Source organism: Brevundimonas sp. (assembly GCF_016463295.1).
GTDB lineage: Bacteria > Pseudomonadota > Alphaproteobacteria > Caulobacterales > Caulobacteraceae > Brevundimonas.
Genome location: NZ_JAEMRO010000042.1, coordinates 1 through 18,858, shown reverse-complemented (window position 1 = coordinate 18,858; position 18,858 = coordinate 1). Strand labels below are relative to the sequence as shown.

15 protein-coding genes are annotated in these 18,858 nt (G+C 67.7%); 5 read left to right on the top strand and 10 right to left on the bottom strand.

Annotated features, from left to right (window positions below):
* Nucleotides 1–32: 32 nt before the first annotated feature.
* Entirely contained in the window at nt 33–788 is a 756-nt protein-coding gene (locus JHC81_RS09610; protein WP_292173818.1) for a WecB/TagA/CpsF family glycosyltransferase, read from the top strand.
* A gap of 15 nt (nt 789–803) precedes the next feature.
* Here JHC81_RS09610 and JHC81_RS09605 read toward each other — a convergent pair whose 3' ends face one another.
* The 5 genes from JHC81_RS09605 to JHC81_RS09585 form a co-directional block, all read right to left on the bottom strand.
* Nucleotides 804–1,082, bottom strand: a complete 279-nt coding sequence (locus JHC81_RS09605) for an endonuclease domain-containing protein (RefSeq protein ID WP_292173822.1) — start codon at nt 1,080–1,082, stop codon at nt 804–806.
* A 161-nt stretch (nt 1,083–1,243) separates the two neighbouring features.
* Complete coding sequence (gene smc, locus JHC81_RS09600; RefSeq protein WP_292173817.1) at nt 1,244–4,681, bottom strand: chromosome segregation protein SMC; 3,438 nt, start codon at nt 4,679–4,681, stop codon at nt 1,244–1,246.
* Nucleotides 4,682–4,692: 11 nt separating this feature from the next.
* Nucleotides 4,693–5,304 carry a thioredoxin domain-containing protein gene (locus JHC81_RS09595; RefSeq protein WP_292173815.1) on the bottom strand — a complete coding sequence of 204 codons (612 nt, stop codon included), beginning with the start codon at nt 5,302–5,304 and terminating at the stop codon, nt 4,693–4,695.
* 3 nt (nt 5,305–5,307) lie between these two features.
* Complete coding sequence (locus JHC81_RS09590; RefSeq protein WP_366466000.1) at nt 5,308–6,030, bottom strand: thioredoxin domain-containing protein; 723 nt, start codon at nt 6,028–6,030, stop codon at nt 5,308–5,310.
* A gap of 37 nt (nt 6,031–6,067) precedes the next feature.
* Nucleotides 6,068–6,622, bottom strand: coding sequence for a DciA family protein (locus JHC81_RS09585; RefSeq protein ID WP_292173814.1), 555 nt, complete (start codon nt 6,620–6,622; stop codon nt 6,068–6,070).
* A gap of 21 nt (nt 6,623–6,643) precedes the next feature.
* Between JHC81_RS09585 and JHC81_RS09580 the strand changes: the two genes are divergently transcribed.
* Nucleotides 6,644–7,702 carry an A/G-specific adenine glycosylase gene (locus JHC81_RS09580; RefSeq protein ID WP_292173811.1) on the top strand — a complete coding sequence of 353 codons (1,059 nt, stop codon included), beginning with the start codon at nt 6,644–6,646 and terminating at the stop codon, nt 7,700–7,702.
* On the opposite strand, the gene JHC81_RS09575 is transcribed toward JHC81_RS09580, so the two are convergent.
* The 3 genes from JHC81_RS09575 to JHC81_RS09565 all read right to left on the bottom strand — a co-directional run bounded on the left by JHC81_RS09575 (nt 7,699) and on the right by JHC81_RS09565 (nt 12,278).
* Nucleotides 7,699–9,852, bottom strand: coding sequence for an amylo-alpha-1,6-glucosidase (locus tag JHC81_RS09575; RefSeq protein ID WP_292173808.1), 2,154 nt, complete (start codon nt 9,850–9,852; stop codon nt 7,699–7,701). The genes JHC81_RS09580 and JHC81_RS09575 overlap by 4 nt on opposite strands.
* 95 nt (nt 9,853–9,947) lie before the next feature.
* Nucleotides 9,948–11,066, bottom strand: a complete 1,119-nt coding sequence (locus tag JHC81_RS09570; protein ID WP_292173806.1) for a glycosyltransferase family 4 protein — start codon at nt 11,064–11,066, stop codon at nt 9,948–9,950.
* A 132-nt stretch (nt 11,067–11,198) separates the two neighbouring features.
* Entirely contained in the window at nt 11,199–12,278 is a 1,080-nt protein-coding gene (locus JHC81_RS09565; protein ID WP_292173804.1) for a site-specific DNA-methyltransferase, read from the bottom strand.
* A 204-nt stretch (nt 12,279–12,482) separates the two neighbouring features.
* Here JHC81_RS09565 and JHC81_RS09560 point away from each other — a divergent pair, with 204 nt between their 5' ends.
* The 3 genes from JHC81_RS09560 to JHC81_RS09550 all read left to right on the top strand — a co-directional run bounded on the left by JHC81_RS09560 (nt 12,483) and on the right by JHC81_RS09550 (nt 18,122).
* Nucleotides 12,483–14,558: a catalase gene (locus JHC81_RS09560; protein WP_292173801.1), complete on the top strand. Its 2,076-nt coding sequence runs from the start codon at nt 12,483–12,485 to the stop codon at nt 14,556–14,558.
* Between the two features lie 162 nt (nt 14,559–14,720).
* On the top strand, nt 14,721–17,411 hold the full coding sequence (ppdK, locus tag JHC81_RS09555; protein ID WP_292173799.1) for a pyruvate, phosphate dikinase: 2,691 nt from the start codon (nt 14,721–14,723) through the stop codon (nt 17,409–17,411).
* Between the two features lie 183 nt (nt 17,412–17,594).
* Nucleotides 17,595–18,122, top strand: a complete 528-nt coding sequence (locus JHC81_RS09550; RefSeq protein ID WP_292173797.1) for a porin family protein — start codon at nt 17,595–17,597, stop codon at nt 18,120–18,122.
* A gap of 85 nt (nt 18,123–18,207) precedes the next feature.
* On the opposite strand, the gene JHC81_RS09545 is transcribed toward JHC81_RS09550, so the two are convergent.
* Both JHC81_RS09545 and JHC81_RS09540 read right to left on the bottom strand, forming a co-directional pair.
* A complete protein-coding gene (locus tag JHC81_RS09545) occupies nt 18,208–18,471 on the bottom strand; it encodes a hypothetical protein (protein ID WP_292173794.1) in 264 nt (87 codons plus the stop codon).
* Nucleotides 18,472–18,600: 129 nt separating this feature from the next.
* The coding region (locus tag JHC81_RS09540; protein ID WP_292173791.1) for a DUF933 domain-containing protein at nt 18,601–18,858 on the bottom strand (258 nt) is incomplete at its 5' end.

Sequence of the window (18,858 nt, the reverse complement as noted above, 5' to 3'; positions counted from 1 at the left end):
GCCCATTGACCCGCGCGCGATAGGGTCGGTCCATGACGCGCTTCATGACGCTGGATTTTGCCGACGGCGACCGTTCCGTCCTGCTGGGGCGGGTCACCGAGATGGCGCGTGGGCCCTATGTCTATGTCGTCACGCCCAATGTGGATCACGTCATCAAGCTGATGGACGGCCGCGTGGGGGCCGACGTCTATCAGGGCGCGGACCTGAAGATCTGCGACAGTCGCATCCTCAGCCATCTGGCCTGGCTGAAGGGCAAGCGACTGTCGGTCTATCCGGGCTCGGATATGACGGCGGACCTGCTTGGGTCAGCGGCCGCCCGTGAGCTGACCATCGCGCTCTTCGGCCCGGATCGGGTGGCGTTCGACGATCTGGTCGCGCGCTATCCGCAGGCCCCGCTGGTGTTTCTGGATGCCCCCATGCTGGTTCCCGACACGCCCGCATGGGACGCCGCCGTGCGCGCCGCCGCCGAGGCCGAATGGGACGTGCTCCTGGCCTGCGTCTCCTTCCCCAAACAGGAACGGTTCGCCCATGCCCTGCGTCTGGCGGGGCGACAGCATGGCGTCACCCTGTGCGTGGGGGCTTCGGTGGACTTCCTGACCGGGCGTCAGCAGCGGGCTCCGGAGGTGTTCCAGCGCCTGTCGCTGGAATGGCTGCACCGGTTGGTGAGCCAACCCCGCCGCATGTTCCGCCGCTACGTCATTGAGGGCCCGGCGATCCTGGGCTGGTTCGTGAAGACGGAGGTGTTCACGCACATTTCTCCCCCCTTGGGGGAGGGGGACCGCGCGTAGCGCGGTGGAGGGGGCTCAACGGCCAGCAGTTCGCCTGACATGGCTCAAAACCGCATCCATGTCGGCCAGCACATCTCGAGCGGGGATGCGAAGCACGCGAAGGCCTTGCGCCTCAAGCCATGCTGTTCGCCGTTCGTCATGAACCATGCGGTCTGACTCGCTGTGGCGCTCGCCATCGATTTCGACGGCCAGTCGCGCATCGTCACAATAGAAATCCAGGATGTAGGGGCCGACGGGATGCTGGCGGCGAAAGCGCAGACCCGCAAGCCGACGACCGCGAAGGGCTGTCCACATCAGGATTTCAGGCAGCGTCATCTTGCGGCGAAGTTCGCGCGCGCGTTTGACGGTCTGGCGCGGGGCGTCCATCGGTACAGCCTATCGTAGAAAGCGCGGCTGCGGCAGGCCCCCTCCACCGCCGTTCCGGCGGTCCCCCTCCCCCAAGGGGGGAGGAATGATTAAGCCACGATCTGTTCTGCCTGCTTCAGGTCCACGCTCACCAGTTGGCTGACCCCCCGCTCAGGCATGGTGACCCCATACAACCGGTCCATTCGGCTCATGGTCACCGGATTGTGGGTGATGACGATGAAGCGGGTGTCGGTGCGGTTGCGCATCTCGTTCAGCATGCGGCAGAAGCGGTCGACGTTGGCGTCGTCCAGCGGCGCATCGACCTCGTCCAGCACGCAAACCGGCGCTGGATTGGCCAGGAAGACGGCGAAGATCAGGGCCGCGGCCGTCAGGGCTTGCTCGCCGCCGCTCATCAGGCTCATGACCGACAGCCGCTTGCCGGGCGGGCAGGCGTAGATTTCCAGACCGGCCTCCAGCGGATCGTCGCTCTCGACCAGCTTCAGCTCGGCCTGGCCGCCGTCGAACAGGGTCTCGAACAGGGCCTTGAAGTTGTTATTGATGACGTCGAAGGCGGCGACCAGACGTTCGCGCCCCTCGGCATTCAGCTCGTCGATGCCGTCGCGCAGCCTGGCGATCGCACTGGTCAGGTCGGAGCGTTCGACCTTCATGGTCTGAAGCCGGTCGCCATACTCCGTCGCCTCGTCCTCGGCGCGCAGATTGACGGCCCCCAAGGCCTCGCGCTCGCGCTCCAGCCCATAGAGCAGGCTCTCGGCCCCGGCCGCATCGGGCGGGCGGGCGATGGCGTCGTCGGTCAGCTTCTGGCCCAGCTCCTCGGGCGACATCTGTGCGGTCTCGCGCAGGTTCGCCTCGGTCTCGGCCAGCTTGTCGGCGGCCGCCTCGGCGCGGGCGGACAGGCCGGCGCGCGCTTCCCGGGCAGAGGAGGCAGCGGCATCGGCGGCGCGGCTGGCGCGGTCGGCCTCGCCGGCTTCGGCCTCGCCCACCGCCAGGGCGTCGGCGGCGGCACGGCGGCGGGTCTCGGCCGTGGTCAGGGTGTCCAGCAGGGCGGAGCGTTGCGCCGCCAGCTGTTCGGGGGCATCGGCGGCGGCCTTCAGTCGGGCCGCGACCTTTTCCGCGTCCTTCTCCAGCGCGATGACGCGGGCCCTGGAGTCCGAGGCGCGGCTGGTCCAGCCCTCGCGCTCGCGGGTCAGGCCGTCGCGGCGGGTGGTGCGCCCGGCGATCTCTCTGGCTTCGCTGTCGCGTTCGACGCGCGCATTGGCGGCGGTGGTGCGGGCGGCGTCGGCGGCGCTGCGGGCCATCGCCAGTTCGGCTCGCAGGCCCTCCAGCGTCTCGGAAGGCGCATCCCCCCCTTGCGCTTCGGCCAGGGCGGCGACGGCCGCCTCGTGTTCGGTGGCCAAGCGCGCGAGGGTGTCGTCCAGCGCCTGGGCGCGGGCCTCCTTGCGGGCCTGTTCGCGGCCAAGGGCCTCCACGCGGTCGCGGGCTGTGGTGACAGTCTTGTCCAGGGCGAAGGGCGCGGCACGGGCGGTCTTCACCGCTTCCTCGGCGGCGCGGAAGGCCTGGGTCGCGGCCTTCATAGTGGCCTGGGCCGCGTCCATCGCAGGCTTGCCGGTGTCGATCTCGGCTTCCAGCTCGGCCAGCCGCGTGCGCTGGGCCACGCGGACGGCGGCAGGGCGCGGGGCCTCGGCCCGCTGGACGAAGCCGTCCCAGCGATAGAGGTCGCCCTCGCGCGTCACCAGCCGGGCTCCGGGGGGCAGGTCGCGGGCCAGGGCGGGGGCAGCGGCGCGCTCCGCGACGCCGCAGAAGGCCAGCCGGGCGGCCAGGGCGGGCGGCGCGTTCAAATGATCGGCCAGAGGCACCACGCCCGACGGCCATGTCACAGACGAGACCTCGGCCCCGGCCCAGTGGGTCGCCGCGCGGGCATCCAGTGCGGCATCCAGATCGTCGCCCAGAGCTGCGGCCAGCGCGGCCTCATAGCCCTTGTCGGCGCGGACCTGATCCAGGGCAGGCGGATGATCCCGTCTGCCTTGCGTCAGCAGTTGGGCCAGCCCGCGCGCCTCGGTCTGCAATCGGCCCAGTCGGTCCTCGGCGGCGCGGACGGCGGTGCGGGCCTCGGCCTCTGCGCGGGCGCGGTCGCCGCGCTCGGCTTCGGCGATTTCGACGGCGGCGCGGGCGGCTGCCAGATCGGCCTGGGCCTTGGCGAGTTCGACCGCGGCGGCCTCGATCTGCGGCGTCTCCAGCGGACCTAGCGCGTCGCGCTCGGCCCTGGCCGAGGTCAGCTGCGCCTCCGCCCTCGCCACGCGGGCCTGGGCATCGCGCTTGCGGGCGTTCTCGGCGTTCAGCCGGGCCTCGACCGAGGCGACGGCCCCGGCGACGCGCTCGACCTCGGCATCGGCGGCGCGGCGGGCATCCTCGGCGGTGGCGAGGGCGGCCTCCAGTTCCGGGCCGCGCGCCGGGGCGGCGGCGATCTCGGCCTCGACGGCTGCGAGGGCTTCGGCGATGCGGCTCAGCTCGGCGGCGGCGTCGTCGGCCATGCCGCCTTCGCGTTCGATGTCGGCGGCGATGCGCGTGGTCTCGGCCTGGAGCCGCTCGACCTCGGCCCGTGCCGCCTGTTCGGCCATGTCCAGCCGGTCGCGTTCCAGGCTAGCGCGGTGCAGCAGGGCGGCGGCGACGGCATCTTCTTCCCGCGCCGGCTTCAGTGCCTCCTGGGCTTTCAAGGCGGCGGTCTGGGCGGCGGCGGCGGCGCTGGTGGCTGCGGCGACGGCGCGGTCCGCCTCGGCCAGTTCGGCGGTGGTCCCTTCGGCGGCCAGGCGCGCATCATTCCAGCGCACGAACAGCAGGGCGGCCTGCAGGGCGCGGATTTCGGCGCTGATCTTCTTGTAGCGTTCGGCCTGACGCGCCTCGCGCTTCAGCCGGTTCAGGGCGGTTTCCAGCTCGCGCCCGATATCGTCCAGCCGCTCCAGATTGGCCTCGGCCGCCTTCAGCCGCAGCTCGGCCTCATGGCGGCGGGTATGCAGGCCGGCGACGCCGCCTGCTTCTTCCAGGATACGCCTGCGATTCTGGGGCTTGGCGGCGATCAGTTCGCTGATCTGGCCCTGACGCACGAGGGCCGGGCTGTTGGCTCCGGTCGAGGCGTCGGCGAACAGTAGCTGGACGTCACGCGCCCGCACTTCCTTGCCATTGATGCGATAGGTCGAGCCCTGGCCCCGGTCGATGCGGCGCGACACCTCCAGCATGGGGGCGTCGGTAAAGGGCTGGGGCGCCCGACGCTGGGCGTTGTCGATGGTCAGCTGGACTTCGGCATGGTTGCGCGGCGGGCGGTCGGCGGCCCCGGCGAAGATGACGTCGTCCATCCCCTGGCCGCGCATGGCCTTGGCCGAGTTCGCGCCCATGACCCAGCGCATGGACTCAAGGACGTTGGACTTGCCGCAGCCGTTGGGCCCGACGATGCCGGTCAGGCCGGGTTCGATATGCACTTCCGCCGGGTCCACGAAGGACTTGAAGCCCACCAGGCGGAGACGCTGGAACTGCATCGGCTAGGGCGTCAGCCCCCCGCCCCGGCGGCGCGGATGGCGGCCTCCAGCCCGGCCAGGCTGCGGTCGGTCGCGGGCTTGCCGTTGACGAAGAAGCTGGGAGTGGAGTTCACACCCGCCGCGACGGCACCCTGGATGTCGGCGTTGATGGCCGCCTGGGTTTCGGCGCTTGCGGCGCAGGTCTGGATCTGGTCGCGCGTGCGACCGCTGGCGGCGATGGCGGGGGCGTACCAGTCCTGGAGCAGGCCCCCTTCCAGCACCGCCCGCTGATTGTGCATCAGAACGCTGGCGACATCGAAGAACTTCTCGGGCACTGCGCATCGCGCAAGGGCTGCGCCGGAGAGGGACATCTGCTCCGGCTGGGTCGGCAGGTTGCGGAAGACGTAGCGGACCTGACCGGTGTCGACGAAGCGGGCCTTGAAGGCCGGATAGACGTCGTTGTGCCAGGCCGCGCAGTGGTTGCAGGAGAAGGAGGCGTATTCGATGACCGTCACCGGCGCATCCGCCCGGCCCAGGACGCGATCCTGGGCCGTGACGGCGGGCAGCTGGGCGAGGGCGGGGGCCGCCGCCGACCAGATCAGGGCGGCGGCCATTGCGCCGAGGGTGCGCCGGTTCAGGGTCATGTCCTACTTGGCCAGTTCGGCGTCGATGGCCTTGGACAGGTCGGCCATGGAGGTGCCGCTTTGCGAGCCGGGGGTTTCAACCTTGACACCGTTCACGAGGAAGGTCGGGGTGCCGATCACGCCGGCCTGCTGAGCGGCGCGGGCGCGCTCGTCGACGGCGGCCTGGGCTTCGGGGTCCTTGATGCAGGTTTCGATCTGGCTGTTGCTCAGGCCTACGCCATTGCCGACGCGGAACAGGACGGCGCGGGCAGCGCTGGTATCGCCGCCGGCGAACATCTCATCCTGGCTGGACAACAGTTCGTGCACGACGTCGAAATATTTGTCGGGCCCGGCGCAGCGGGCGATCATGAAGCCGGCGGCGGCGACATTGGCGGGCGGGGTCGGGATTTCGCGGAAGACGAACCGCACCTTGTTGTTGTCGACATAGGCGGTCTTGAAGGCATCCCAGTTCTGTTCATGCCAGGCGGCGCAGACGTGGCAGGTGACCGAGGCGTATTCGATGACCGTGACCTTGGCCCCTTCGGGTGCACCAAGGGCCATGTCGCCCTCGGCGGCCGCGCCCGCTCCGCCACCACCGCAACCCGTCAGGGCGGCCATACCGGCCAGGGCGGCTGCGGTCATGGCCGCGCGGCGGCTCATCTGGGCGTACTTCGATTTGAAGGTCATGGCGTCGTCCTCACGGCTGGGGGATTTGTCTGCATCGCGCGATTCCCCGAACGCGCGCATGTCGTGCACCTTCGAGAACAGAAGCGGCGAAGTTTTGTCAACCGCCGGCACCGTCACGGTCGCTCAGGACCGCGCGCCCCAGTCGCTCCAGCGAGCCCTTCAGGCCGTCAGGCGCGGCGGCGACGGAGGCGCGGAGCTCGGCCTCCTGATGGGCGGGCAGGGGCGGCGGGGCGGTCCGGCGTTTCGGTTGAGCTTGGCTGTCTTCCAGCGGCTTGACCGGCCCTTGGGCGATGCGCAGCTTGTCCACCGTCCCGGCCCCCAGGAAGAGGTTCACCCGTTGCAATATGTCCTCGGACTGGTGCTGGACCAGCAGGGCGGCGGCCCCGACGACGCGTAGCTCCAGCGTGCCCGCCGCGCCGCCGCGCCCCTTGGTCAGTTTCTGTGGACGGCTGACGCGGGCCAGGCGCTCACCGACGATCTCGCGCCAGCGGGCCTCCAATGCACCGGGGCCGCGTCCGAACTGGCCGTCCAGCTCCTTGATCAGCTTTTGCAGCGCGCGCCCGGCCCGAGGCGCAGGCCGGGGCAAGGGTCGCGTGCGACGGCGCGACAGGATTTCGCGGGCCTCTTCGTCGGTGGGCAGCGTGCGGCGCATTTCCGGTCTATAGCCCAGGGAATGGACGCCGTCCCGCCCTCAGACAAATCTGCACCGGAGGTGGCCCGCATCCGCGCCGCCCTGCTGGACTGGTATGCGGTTCATGCGCGGACGCTGGTCTGGCGCGCGCCGCCGGGGTCGCACGACCGCCCCGATCCTTACCGCGTCTGGCTGTCCGAAGTGATGCTGCAACAGACGACCACGCCGCATGCCACCCCCTATTTTCTGGCCTTCACCGCGCGCTGGCCAACGGTGGAGGCTCTGGCGGCGGCAGGGGACAGCGACGTCATGGCTGCCTGGGCAGGGCTGGGATACTATGCCCGCGCGCGAAACCTGCTGGCCTGCGCGCGCGCTGTGGCCCGCGACCATGACGGCGTCTTTCCGGGCACCGAGGCGGAGCTGCTGAAACTCCCCGGCGTCGGGGCCTATACCGCCGCCGCCGTTGCCGCCATCGCCTTCGAACAACCCGCCAATGTCGTGGACGGTAACGTCGAGCGGGTCATGAGCCGGCTGTTCGCGGTCGAGGCGCCGCTGCCTGCCGCCCGGCCGCATTTGAAGGCGCTGGCCGCCCGTTTCGTGCTTGGCGATCAGCCGGGGGCCGAGCATGCGGACTGGCCCCAGGCGCTGATGGACCTCGGTGCCACGATATGCCGTCCGAAGTCGCCGCTGTGCGAGCAGTGCCCCGTCGCCTTCGGCTGTGCCGCCCTGGCGACCGGCGAGCCGGGACGCTATCCGCTGAAGTCGAAGAAGGCCGAGCGACCGCATCGCCGCGGCATCGCCTGGGTGTTGCGCGATGAGCAGGGGCGTGTCGCCCTGGTGCGGCGTCCGGACAAGGGTCTGCTGGGCGGCATGCTGGGTCTGCCGACGTCCCACTGGTCCGACGCTCCCGACGCCACGCCCCCCGTCGCCGCAGACTGGCAGGACGCCGGATCGATCGACCATATCTTCACCCATTTCAGTCTGACGCTGACGGTGAGGGTGGCGACCGGAACGGGTGATTTCCTCTGGACGGATGAAACCCAGGCCCTGGCCGACCTGCCGACCGTTTTCCGCAAAGCCTTGGAGCGCGCGCTGGCCTAGCCGATGGTTCGCACCGCGACCTGACCCGCCTTGTGCCGGGGCACCACCACGGTGTGCAGGCCCAGCTGCTGGAACGACAGGTCCAGGGTGGCGTCGCCGACCTTCAGGTCCGTGACGTTCAGCCGCTCGATGCCGACGGGCAGGACCGGGCTGTCGATCTCGACCGTCCCCGCCACCGCATCAATTCGAACGCCCAGCGCAGACTGCAGCATCAGAAAGACCGAGCCGGCGGCCCAGGCCTGGGGCAGGCAGGCGACCGGATAGGCGATCGGGGCTTCGCCCGCTGTGCGCTCGAAGCCGCAGAACAGTTCGGGCAGGCGCAGGTTGAAGCTGGCCGCCGCCTCATAGATTTCGCTGAGCAGCAGGGCCACGGCGCGTCGTTCGCCGTAGCGGGCCATGCCGGCCGCAGCCATGGCCGTGTCGTGCGGCCAGACAGAGCCGTTGTGATAGCTCAGCGGATTGAACCGCGCCTGTCCCCGCGCCAGCGTCCGCACGCCCCAGCCGGAGCGGAAGTCGGCCCCCAGCATGCGCTTGGCCACCTTCAACGCTCGCTCGCGCGAGGGCAGGCCGGTGAACAGCAGATGCCCGGCATTGGAGCCGATGGACCGCACGGCCTCGCCGTCGCCGTCCAGGGCGATGGCATAGAAGCCCTGATCCTCCATCCAGAACCGGTCTTCAACCTGGGTGCGGACCCGCTCGGCCCGATCTGACCACTGCTGCGGGTCCGGCTCGCCCAGAGCCTTCGCCAGTTCCGCCATCGCCTGCCAGGCGGCGAAGGCATAACCCTGGACCTCCAGCAGGGCGATCGGCCCTTTCGGGAAGCGGCCGTCGGTGTGGAAGATAGAGTCTTCGCTGTCCTTCCAGCCCTGGTTGGACAGTCCGGTGTCGGCCCCGCGCTGATAGCTGATCAGGCCGTCGCCGCGCACGTCGCCTTCCTTGGTCATCCACCCTGTGGCCGCGATCAGATGGGGCCACAGGGTGCGGATCGTCTCGAAATCCCCGGTCCGCTTTGCATAGGCCCCGGCCAGGGCGACGAACAGGCAGGTGGTGTCGACCCCGCCGTAATAGAGGCCGAACGGCACCTCACCCAGGGCGCTCATCTCGCCGCCGCGCGTCTCATGCATGATCTTGCCAGGCGCACTGTCCTGAAACGCAGAGGTCTCGGTGGCCTGACGTTTCGCCAGATAGGTCAGTACGCCCTTGGCCAGAGACGGGTCCAGCCACAGCATCTGCCAGGCCGTGATGATGCCGTCGCGTCCGAACGGCGTCGAGAACCACGGCACGCCGGCGTAAGGGTAGGGGCCGGTCGGCAGGTCGGTGGTCAGCAGGGCGACATCCGCCCGGCTCTGGTCCAGCCAGTCGTTGAAACGCGGACTGCGCGGGCCGCGTACCGAGGCCCCTCGTCTGCGTCGCTGCCGCATCGCCAGACGTGCCTGGACGGCGCTCAGCCGGAAGCGCGACTCGTCGGGAGCCTCGCAGGTATCCGGGCCGCATTCGACATAGAGGTCCTGATGGCGGCCCTTGGGCAGGCTGAACATGAACTCAGCCCGGCCTGCGCTCAGACGTGCCGGCGGTTCGGAAAAGGCCAGGCAGCTCATCCGCTCGACGTCGTCCAGACCGCGATAGCGGAAGGTCACGCGCCGCCCGTCATGCGTTGGCGGCGACAGCATGCCTGTCTTCAGCCGGGGCGTGCCGCGCACCTGGAAAATGTCCGCGAAATCGGCCCCGAACTCATAGGCCAGGGGCAGCAGCACATCCTCCATGCCGTGGTTGGACACCCGCACACGCTCGAACAGCCGCCGGTCCCAGACGAAGCGCCGCCGCTCGATATGCAGCACGCCGGCCGGTGCCGAGCGGCCGCCCATCGGCGGTAGGGGCCGGTTGGTCGAATGGCAGGTGAAGAAGACATTGTCCTGGCTGACGCCCGAGCTCAGCCGCGACGGCCGCGCCCCGCCGACCGTCATGACCAGCCGTGACAGCAGGCGGGTGTCATTGTCGAACAGGCCATCGGCCCCGCCCGCCATATCGCCCCAGCCGTCGGCCACCAGAAAGGTGTCGGCATCCTTCAACGCCATCAGCCGCTCCAGGCTGTCGGCCTCGCCGGTCCCGCTGTCGGCAGCGGCCAGTTGGGTCGAATAGGCGTCATCCATGCAGGCGGTCTCGCGTTACGTAGAAGGTCCCGCCCATCATAGGCCGGAATGCGCGAGGAAAATGGCCTCCGCCCGGATTATTGCGCGGACTGGGCTCAGGCCTGATTGGCCACAAAGCTGCGCGGTTCAATCAGGGGGTGCACCGCCATGATCGAATCCCGAACCGACATCGGGGCATAGGGCCGGCGCGCCAGCAGGTCGCCGTAGACGTCCAGATAGCGCCGCGCCATGGCCGTGGACGAGAAGCGCAGGTCGAACCGCGCCCGGATCGCATCGCGGTCCAGCAGATGCGCCCGGCCCGCCGCCGCCACAGCCTGCTCCAGCGTATCGACCAGGAAGCCCGTCTCGTCATCCTCGATGATCTCGGTGGTCGAGCCGCAACGGAAGGCCACGACCGGCGTGCCGCACGCCATCGCCTCGATCATCACCAGGCCGAACGGCTCGGGCCAGTCAATCGGGAACAGCAGGGCCTCTGCCCCGCCGAGGAAGGCGGACTTCTGATGGTCGCCGATCTCGCCAATGAACTCGATCAGGGGATTGCCCTCGACCATGGGCTTGATGACCGTCTCCCAATAGACCTTGTCCGCCGCATCGACCTTGGCCGCCATCTTCAGCGGCTTGTTCAGGGCGGTGGCGATCTGGATGGCGCGGTCCGGGCGCTTCTCGGGCGAGATGCGGCCCAGGAAAGCCAGATAGCCCTGAGATGTGGCCGAGGCCTGATAGATGTCGCCGGGCATGCCGTGATGCACCGTGGCCTTCCAGTTGGCGAAGGGCAGGGGGCGACGCTGGTCGTCCGAGATCGACACCAGGCCGAACTGCGACCAGCGTTCATAGACGCCGCCGATGTCCTTCATGTCCAGCCGCCCGTGCAGGGTGGTCAGGGTCTTGTCCGCCACCGCCTCGAACATCGGGAACTGGATCATGTCGGTGTGGAAATGGATGACGTCGAACTCGTCCACCCGCTTCAGCACTTCGTGCAGCATGACCATGTGAGAGGCCAGGTCGGACTTCAGCGGGGCGGGGTCCAGGCGGATCGCCTGATCGCGGACGGGGACCAGACGGGCGCGCGTCTCGGCATCGGCACTGGCGAACAGGGTGACGTCGTGGCCCAGATCGACCAGGGCGTCCGTCAAATGCGCGACCACCCGTTCGGTGCCGCCATACAGCTTGGGCGGCACGGCTTCATACAGGGGCGTGACCTGAGCGATTTTCATGGCGTGGGGCTCCGGGCATCCTTCACCTGGATACCGAACTGCCAAACCATCTCGCACTCGCGAAGTTCCGCGAACACAGCTTTTTATTCTTTTATCCCGGTGACTTAGCCGTATACCTATGTCGGGAACCGGTCATTGCATTCCGGCGCGGACCTCGGCCCTCAGGGTGTCGATGGACCTAAGTCCCTGATCCGTCTTGAAACGCCAGTAGGTCCAGCCGTTGCAGGCGGGGGCATTCTCGAACAGGGCCCCCAGTTTGTGGATCGACCCCGAAAGATCGCCGGACACCAGCGAGCCGTCGGCCCGCACCCGCGCCTCGCGGTCACCCTTGGGGCAGTACAGCCGGTCGCCCGGTTGCAGCAGGCCTGCCTCGACCAGGGCTCCGAACGGCACCTTGGGCTCGTTTCGCTTGGAACCGGTGACGATCAGGTCCTCGGGCCGGGCCGGCATGACGGCGGCGATCCGCTTTTCGGCTACGTCGGCATAGGTCGGATCGCGCTCGATGCCGATGAAATGCCGCCCCAGCCGCTTGGCCGCGGCCCCGGTCGTGCCGGTTCCGAAGAAGGGGTCCAGCACCACGTCGCCGGGACGGGTCGCGGCCAGCAGCACGCGGTGCAGCAGCCCTTCGGGTTTCTGGGTCGGATGGGCCTTCTTGCCGTCGGCGTCCTTGATCCGCTCCTCGCCCGTGCACAGGGCAAAGGTCCAGTCGGACCGCATCTGGGTGTCCTCGTTGAAGGCCTTCAGCGCATCATAGTTGAAGGTATAGCGCTTCTGCTCGCGGCTGCGCGCCGCCCAGATCAGGGTCTCGTGCGCATTTGTGAAGCGCGTGCCCTTGAAGTTCGGCATGGGGTTGGACTTGCGCCAGATGATGTCGTTCAGCACCCAGAACCCGAGGTCCTGGATCGCCGTGCCCAGGCGAAAGACATTGTGATAGCTGCCGATCACCCAGATCGACCCCTCCGGCTTCAGCACCCGGCGGCATTCCTTCAGCCAGTCGCGCGTGAAGGCGTCATAGGCGGCGAAACTGTCGAACTTGTCCCAGTCGTCATCGACCGCATCGACCAGACTGTTGTCCGGCCTCAGCAGATCGCCCCCCAGCTGCAGATTATAGGGCGGGTCGGCGAACACCATGTCGACCGACGCCGTGGGCAGCGACCGCAACACCTCGATACAGTCCCCACGATGGACGATGTCGGTCTTCAGTTCGGACATGGAAACGCGGCCCCGCACAATGAGAGCCCGGATGGTGAATCCTTACGGTTAAGGCGGCGTAACCGGAGGAGGATTTCGGGCGCGATTGTCGGCCAGATGCCCGCTCCGCCGGAACCCGACATATAAATTAACCCACGGCCAAGCTGGGGCTTTGTCGGCTCGGGGGTGTTTCGCTGGCACAATCCCTCCAGTCAGGACATCCCCATGGCCGCTTCCAAGACGCGCTCGCCCGGCAACGGCGGCGAGACCCATCAGACCGCATCCACCCCCGAGACCCGGCTGACCACCAATCACGGCGTGCCCGTCAGCGACAACCAGAACTCGTTGAAAGCAGGTCCGCGCGGTCCGTCGCTGCTGGAAGACTTCGTCCTGCGCGAGAAGATCCAGCATTTCGACCATGAGCGTATCCCCGAGCGGATCGTCCATGCGCGTGGCTCGGCCGCGCACGGCGTCTTCGAACTGACCGAGAGCCTCGAGAAATACACCACCGCCAAGATCCTGACCGAGGTCGGCAAGAAGACCGAACTGTTCACCCGCTTCTCGACCGTCGCTGGTGGTGCGGGCTCGGTCGATACCCCGCGCGACGTGCGCGGCTTTGCCGTCAAAATGTACACGACGGAAGGCAACTGGGACCTGGTCGGCAACAACATCCCGGTCTTCTTCATCCAGGACGCGATCAAATTCCCCGACCTGATCCATGCCGTGAAGATGGAGGCCGACCGCGGTTATCCCCAGGCGGCCAGTGCTCATGACACCTTCTGGGACTTCATCGGCCTGATGCCTGAAAGCACCCACATGATCATGTGGGCCATGTCGGACCGGGCCATTCCGCGATCCCTGCGCATGATCGAGGGCTTTGGCGTCAACACCTTCCGCCTGATCAATGCGGCGGGAGAAGCGACCTTCGTCAAGTTCCACTGGCGGCCCCGTCTGGGTACGCAATCGACCTGCTGGGACGAGGCGGTGAAGATCGCCGGGGCCGATCCCGACTTCCACCGTCGCGATCTGTTCGAGGCCATCGACGCCGGCGACTTCCCCGAATGGGATTTCGGCGTCCAGCTGCTGAGCCAGGCCGAGGCTGACGCCCTGCCGTTCGACATCCTCGACGCGACCAAGCTGATCCCCGAGGAGCTCCACCCGATCCGCGTGGTCGGCAAGATGACCCTCAACCGTAACCCCGACAACTTCTTCGCCGAGACCGAACAGGTCGCCTTCCTGCCAACCAACATCGTGCCCGGCATCGATTTCTCCGAGGACCCGCTGCTGCAGGGCCGACTGTTCTCCTATCAGGACACCCAGCTGTCGCGTCTGGGCACGGTCAACTTCCACCAGCTGCCGATCAATCAGGCCAGGGGCTGCCCGTTCCAGAACCTGCAGCGCGACGGCCAGATGCAGATGGCCGTGCCCAAGGGCCGCGCCAACTATGAGCCCAACAGCCTGGCGGAGGCGGGCGAGGAGGGCGGTCCGCGCGAGGACCCCAAGGGCGGCTTCCGGTCCTTTGCCGCGCCGGTGGAAGACACCAAGGTCCGTCTGCGCGCCGAGACCTTCGCCGACCACTACAGCCAGGCCCGGCTGTTCTTCCGCAGCCAGACCACGCCGGAACAGGCTCACCTGGCCAGTGCCATCGTGTTCGAGCTGTCCAAGCTGAGCCTCGACCACGTCCGCGACCGGGTTCTGGGCAATCTCCAGAATGTCGATACCGACCTGGCTCAGCGGGTTGCCGACGGTCTGGGCGTCGACCTGCCCGCGGCGTCGGAGCCCGCCAGCAAGCCCTATGACATGGACGACAGCCCCGCCCTGCGCATCGTCGGCAAATATCCCGACACCCTGAAGGGCCGGGCCGTCGGCATCCTGGTCAGCGACGGCGCGGATGGCGCCGTCATCGACGCCATCAAGGTGGCCGCCGAAGGGGCAGGGGCCTCCGTCAAGATCGTCGCGCCCAGGATCGGTGGCGTGAAGCTGAAGGGTGGCAAACGCCTCAAGGCCGACGGCCAGCTGGCCGGGACCCCATCGGTCCTGTTCGACGCCGTCGCGATCGTCCTGTCCGAGGCCGGTTGCGCCGAATTGCTGAAGGAGGGTGCCGCCGTCGACTTCGCCAAGGACGCCTTCGGCCACCTGAAGGCCATCGGCTTCACACCGGAAGCCCAAGCCCTGCTCGACAAGGCCGGGGTCGAAACGGACGCGGGCGTGGTCGACGTCTCCAGCGATGCCAAGCCCTGGCTCAAACCCGCCGCCACCCGTCAGTGGGATCGCGAACCCAAGGTGCGTATGCTGGCCTGACGGCGGCCGGGCGCGGGCCGACCCTTGCGAACCGTGCGAAACCTATTCTCACGCTTTGTTACAGTCCGGGCCTCGCCTTCGCGGGCGCTGCGCGGTAATCGGGGCGGCACGGACGCGGATGGTTGAGTCTGCCCGCGCGACCACGGCTTCAGGGACTGACTGATGACTCAATGGGTGTACGGCTTCGGTGGCGGATCCGCCGACGGCGATGCGTCGATGAAGAACCTTCTCGGCGGCAAGGGGGCCAATCTGGCCGAGATGTCGTCCCTGGGTCTGCCCGTGCCACCCGGCTTCACCGTCACGACCGAGGCCTGCGTCCATTATTTCTCCAATGGCCAGGCCTATCCCGCCGACCTGACCGAACAGGTCGCCGCCGGCCTGAAGACCGTCGAGGGCATCGTCGGCAAGACGTTCGGCGATGCGGCCAACCCCCTGCTGGTCTCGGTCCGCTCGGGTGCCCGCGCCTCCATGCCCGGCATGATGGACACCGTCCTGAACCTGGGCCTGAACGATGAAACGGTGGAGGGGCTGGCCGCCCTGTCCGGCGACCGCCGCTTCGCCCTGGACAGCTATCGCCGCTTCATCACCATGTATTCCAATGTGGTCCTGGGCCTCGACCACGACGATTTCGAGGAGGTGCTGGATCACCACAAGGACCGTCTGGGCATCACCATCGACACCGACCTGCGCGCCCAGGACTGGGAAAAGGTCGTGGCCGACTACAAGGATGTGGTCGAGCGTCATCTGGGCCGCCCATTCCCGCAGGATCCGCACGACCAGCTGTGGGGCGCGATCGGCGCGGTCTTCGACAGCTGGATGAACGACCGGGCGAAATTCTATCGCCGCATGCACGACATCCCCGAAAGCTGGGGCACGGCCGTCAACATCCAGTCGATGGTCTTCGGCAATATGGGCCAGACGTCGGCGACCGGCGTGGCCTTCACCCGCAACCCCTCGACGGGAGAAGCGCGCCTGTATGGCGAGTTCCTGATCAATGCCCAGGGCGAGGACGTCGTCGCCGGCATCCGCACGCCCCAGTCCCTGACCAAGGCGGGCCGCGAGGAGATGGGCGAGACGGCCCCCTCGATGGAAGAGGCCATGCCCGAGGTCTTCGGCCAGTTCGTGGACGTCGTCGGACGGCTGGAAACCCACTACCGCGACATGCAGGACATCGAGTTCACGGTCGAACAGGGCCGTCTGTGGATGCTTCAGACCCGCAACGGCAAGCGCACGGCCAAGTCGGCACTGAAGATCGCGGTCGATCTGGCCGCCGAGGGTGTGATCTCTCAGGAAGAGGCGGTCAGCCGCGTCGAGCCCGCAGCGCTGGACCAGCTGCTGCATCCCACGCTCGACCCCAATGCCACCCGCAACGTCGTGGCCTCGGGCCTGCCGGCCTCGCCCGGAGCCGCGACGGGCAAGATCGTTTTCGACGCCGATGAGGCCGAGCGCCTGGCGCAACTGGGCGATGCGGTCATCCTGGTGCGCGAGGAAACATCGCCCGAGGACATCCACGGCATGCATGCCGCCCGCGGCATCGTCACGGCCCGAGGCGGTATGACCAGCCACGCGGCGGTCGTGGCTCGCGGCATGGGCCGCCCCTGCGTCTGCGGCATCAACGCCCTGTCGATCGACGAAAAGGCCGGGACCTTCACCGCTCATGGCCGGACCTTCAAGGCGGGTCAGATCATCACCATCGACGGCTCCAAGGGCGAAGTCCTGGACGGGGCCGTGGCCATGATCGAGCCGGAGCTGACGGGCGATTTCCAGACCCTGATGGCCTGGGCCGACAGCGTGCGCAGGCTGAAGGTCCGCGCCAATGCCGAGACGCCGCTGGATGCCCGCACCGCGCGGGGCTTCGGGGCCGAGGGCATCGGCCTGTGCCGCACCGAGCACATGTTCTTCGACGACACCCGCATCGCCGCCGTGCGGGAAATGATCCTGGCCGACGACGAGCAGGGACGCCGCGCGGCCCTGGCCAAGATCGCGCCGTTCCAGAAGTCGGACTTCGTCGAGCTGTTCACCATCATGGCCGGATTGCCGGTGACGGTGCGCCTGCTGGACCCGCCGCTGCACGAGTTCATCCCCCACACCGACGCCGACATCGACGCCCTGGCCGTCAGTTCCGGCCTGGACGCCGCCAAGCTGAAGCGCCGCGCCAAGGAGCTGCACGAGACCAATCCCATGCTGGGCCATCGCGGTTGCCGTCTGGGCGTCGCCTATCCCGAGATCTACGAGATGCAGGTCCGCGCCATCATTGAGGCGGCGCTGGAGGTGCAGGCCACGTCCGGACAGGCCCCCCTGCCGGAGATCATGCACCCGCTGGTCGCCCTAGGCCTGGAGATGAAATATCTGCGCGAGTTGACGGACCGCACGGCTCAGGCGGTCTTCGCCGAGACCGGCCAGTCCATCGCCTATCTGGTCGGGACCATGATCGAGCTGCCGCGCGCGGCCCTGCGGGCCGGGGACCTGGCAGAGCATGCCGAGTTCTTCAGCTTCGGCACCAATGACCTGACCCAGACCACCTTTGGCATCAGCCGCGACGACTCCGGCCGTTTCCTTCAGGCCTATATGGACAAGGGCATCTTCGAGACCGACCCCTTCGTACGCCTGGATCAGGAGGGCGTCGGCGACCTGATCCGCATCGCCGCCGAGCGGGGCGGGGCCGTCCGCCCGGACATCAAGATGGGCATCTGTGGCGAACATGGCGGCGATCCGTCGTCCATCGCCTTCTGCGAAGAGGTCGGCCTGAACTATGTCAGCTGCTCGCCCTACCGCGTGCCCATCGCCCGGCTGGCCGCCGCCCAGGCGGCGCTGCATGCACGCGCCGGGACGGAGCGCGAGAAGGATCGCTGACGGGGTCGGCTGTGCCGCCACAAAACTGTCATGGTTGAAGTAACGCGGTCTGTGTTTCGCGACACACAGTCGTCGTTATGTATTCACCTGCCTCTGGAACGCCGCTTTCGGTCGCCCATTTGTGTCTTCGCTGGATGGGGCTGGTTGCCGATCGGTGACCACATCTAGAGGATACAAGAAACAATGCGTAACATTCTTCTCGCCACCGCTGCTCTTACTGTGATCGCCGCGCCTGCCATGGCGCAGAGCATTCCGAACCCGCAATGGCAGGGCTCGATCGGCTACACACAACTGGACGGCAGCGACGGCGACCTGGGTGCCGTGACCGGCCGGATCGGGGCTAAGTTCAACCGCTATATCGGGGCCGAGGGCGAGGCCTCGTTCGGTGTCCGCGACGACGACTTCACCGTCGCCGGCGTCGAGGGCAAGCTGAAGCACGAGTACGATGCCGCCATCTATGGCGTCGGCACCCTGCCCATCAACGACAACTTCGAACTGTTCGGCCGCGTCGGCTATGGCACGACCAAGATCAAGGCCGAGATCCCGGGCGTCAGCGCAACCAATGACGGCGAGAGCGTCAACTATGGTGCGGGTGCCAACTACTTCTTCGACGGCCAGAACGGCGTCCGTGGCGACTGGACCCGTCGCGACTTCCGCGATGACGGCGGCGAGGTCGACACCTATGGCGTCAGCTACATCCGCCGCTTCTAGGATCTGGCGTCTGCCGGAATTGACGAGGCCCGCGATTTCGATCGCGGGCCTTTGTCGTTGTCGGAAAGATCCGAAGGTCAGAAGATCAGGCGACGCCGGGTTGCAGGGCCCAGCGCATGGAGCCTTCGCCGTAGGGACGGAAGAACAGGTCGCGATAACGTTCGAACACCTCGACGATCTTGTTGGCCAGGTCCTGGGCAACCGTTTCGCCACGCTGGCGTTTTATGGCCGCAACGCACTGGACCACATCGCGCTGGTGCGCCGAACCGCCCATGCGTTTGAGCACGGCTGCGATGTCCTGGGCCAGAGGATCGACCTGGGTCGCCCAAGGATTGGTGTTCTGAGTCATTCGGGCGCCCCCTGTTCTCGACACTTCACGAACGGGTCGCAAATACGCGCGACAGATGCAAGCGTTACCGACGAATTGTGATCAGGAAGTTGTCGATCTCGGTAAACGGCACCACTTCGCAGAACAGCGTCAGTTGAACAGGAAGTTCATCACGTCGCCGTCCTTGACGACATAGCTCTTGCCCTCGGCCCGAAGCTTGCCAGCCTCGCGCGCCTTGGCCTCGCCACGCAGGGCGACGAAGTCCTCATAAGCGATGGTCTCGGCGCGGATGAAGCCCTTCTCGAAGTCGGTGTGGATGACGCCCGCCGCCTGCGGAGCCGTCGCACCGATCGGGATGGTCCAGGCGCGGGCTTCCTTGGGGCCGACCGTGAAATAGGACTGCAGACC

Bases quoted from the DNA above. Each gene is read 5' to 3' on its own strand.
- JHC81_RS09610 (WP_292173818.1), top strand. From the start codon at position 33: ATGACGCGCTTCATGACGCTGGATTTTGCCGACGGCGACCGTTCCGTC.
- JHC81_RS09605 (WP_292173822.1), bottom strand. From the start codon at position 1,082: ATGTGGACAGCCCTTCGCGGTCGTCGGCTTGCGGGTCTGCGCTTTCGC.
- smc (WP_292173817.1), bottom strand. From the start codon at position 4,681: ATGCAGTTCCAGCGTCTCCGCCTGGTGGGCTTCAAGTCCTTCGTGGAC.
- JHC81_RS09595 (WP_292173815.1), bottom strand. From the start codon at position 5,304: ATGACCCTGAACCGGCGCACCCTCGGCGCAATGGCCGCCGCCCTGATC.
- JHC81_RS09590 (WP_366466000.1), bottom strand. From the start codon at position 6,030: ATGCGCGCGTTCGGGGAATCGCGCGATGCAGACAAATCCCCCAGCCGT.
- JHC81_RS09585 (WP_292173814.1), bottom strand. From the start codon at position 6,622: ATGCGCCGCACGCTGCCCACCGACGAAGAGGCCCGCGAAATCCTGTCG.
- JHC81_RS09580 (WP_292173811.1), top strand. From the start codon at position 6,644: ATGGACGCCGTCCCGCCCTCAGACAAATCTGCACCGGAGGTGGCCCGC.
- JHC81_RS09575 (WP_292173808.1), bottom strand. From the start codon at position 9,852: ATGGATGACGCCTATTCGACCCAACTGGCCGCTGCCGACAGCGGGACC.
- JHC81_RS09570 (WP_292173806.1), bottom strand. From the start codon at position 11,066: ATGAAAATCGCTCAGGTCACGCCCCTGTATGAAGCCGTGCCGCCCAAG.
- JHC81_RS09565 (WP_292173804.1), bottom strand. From the start codon at position 12,278: ATGTCCGAACTGAAGACCGACATCGTCCATCGTGGGGACTGTATCGAG.
- JHC81_RS09560 (WP_292173801.1), top strand. From the start codon at position 12,483: ATGGCCGCTTCCAAGACGCGCTCGCCCGGCAACGGCGGCGAGACCCAT.
- ppdK (WP_292173799.1), top strand. From the start codon at position 14,721: ATGACTCAATGGGTGTACGGCTTCGGTGGCGGATCCGCCGACGGCGAT.
- JHC81_RS09550 (WP_292173797.1), top strand. From the start codon at position 17,595: ATGCGTAACATTCTTCTCGCCACCGCTGCTCTTACTGTGATCGCCGCG.
- JHC81_RS09545 (WP_292173794.1), bottom strand. From the start codon at position 18,471: ATGACTCAGAACACCAATCCTTGGGCGACCCAGGTCGATCCTCTGGCC.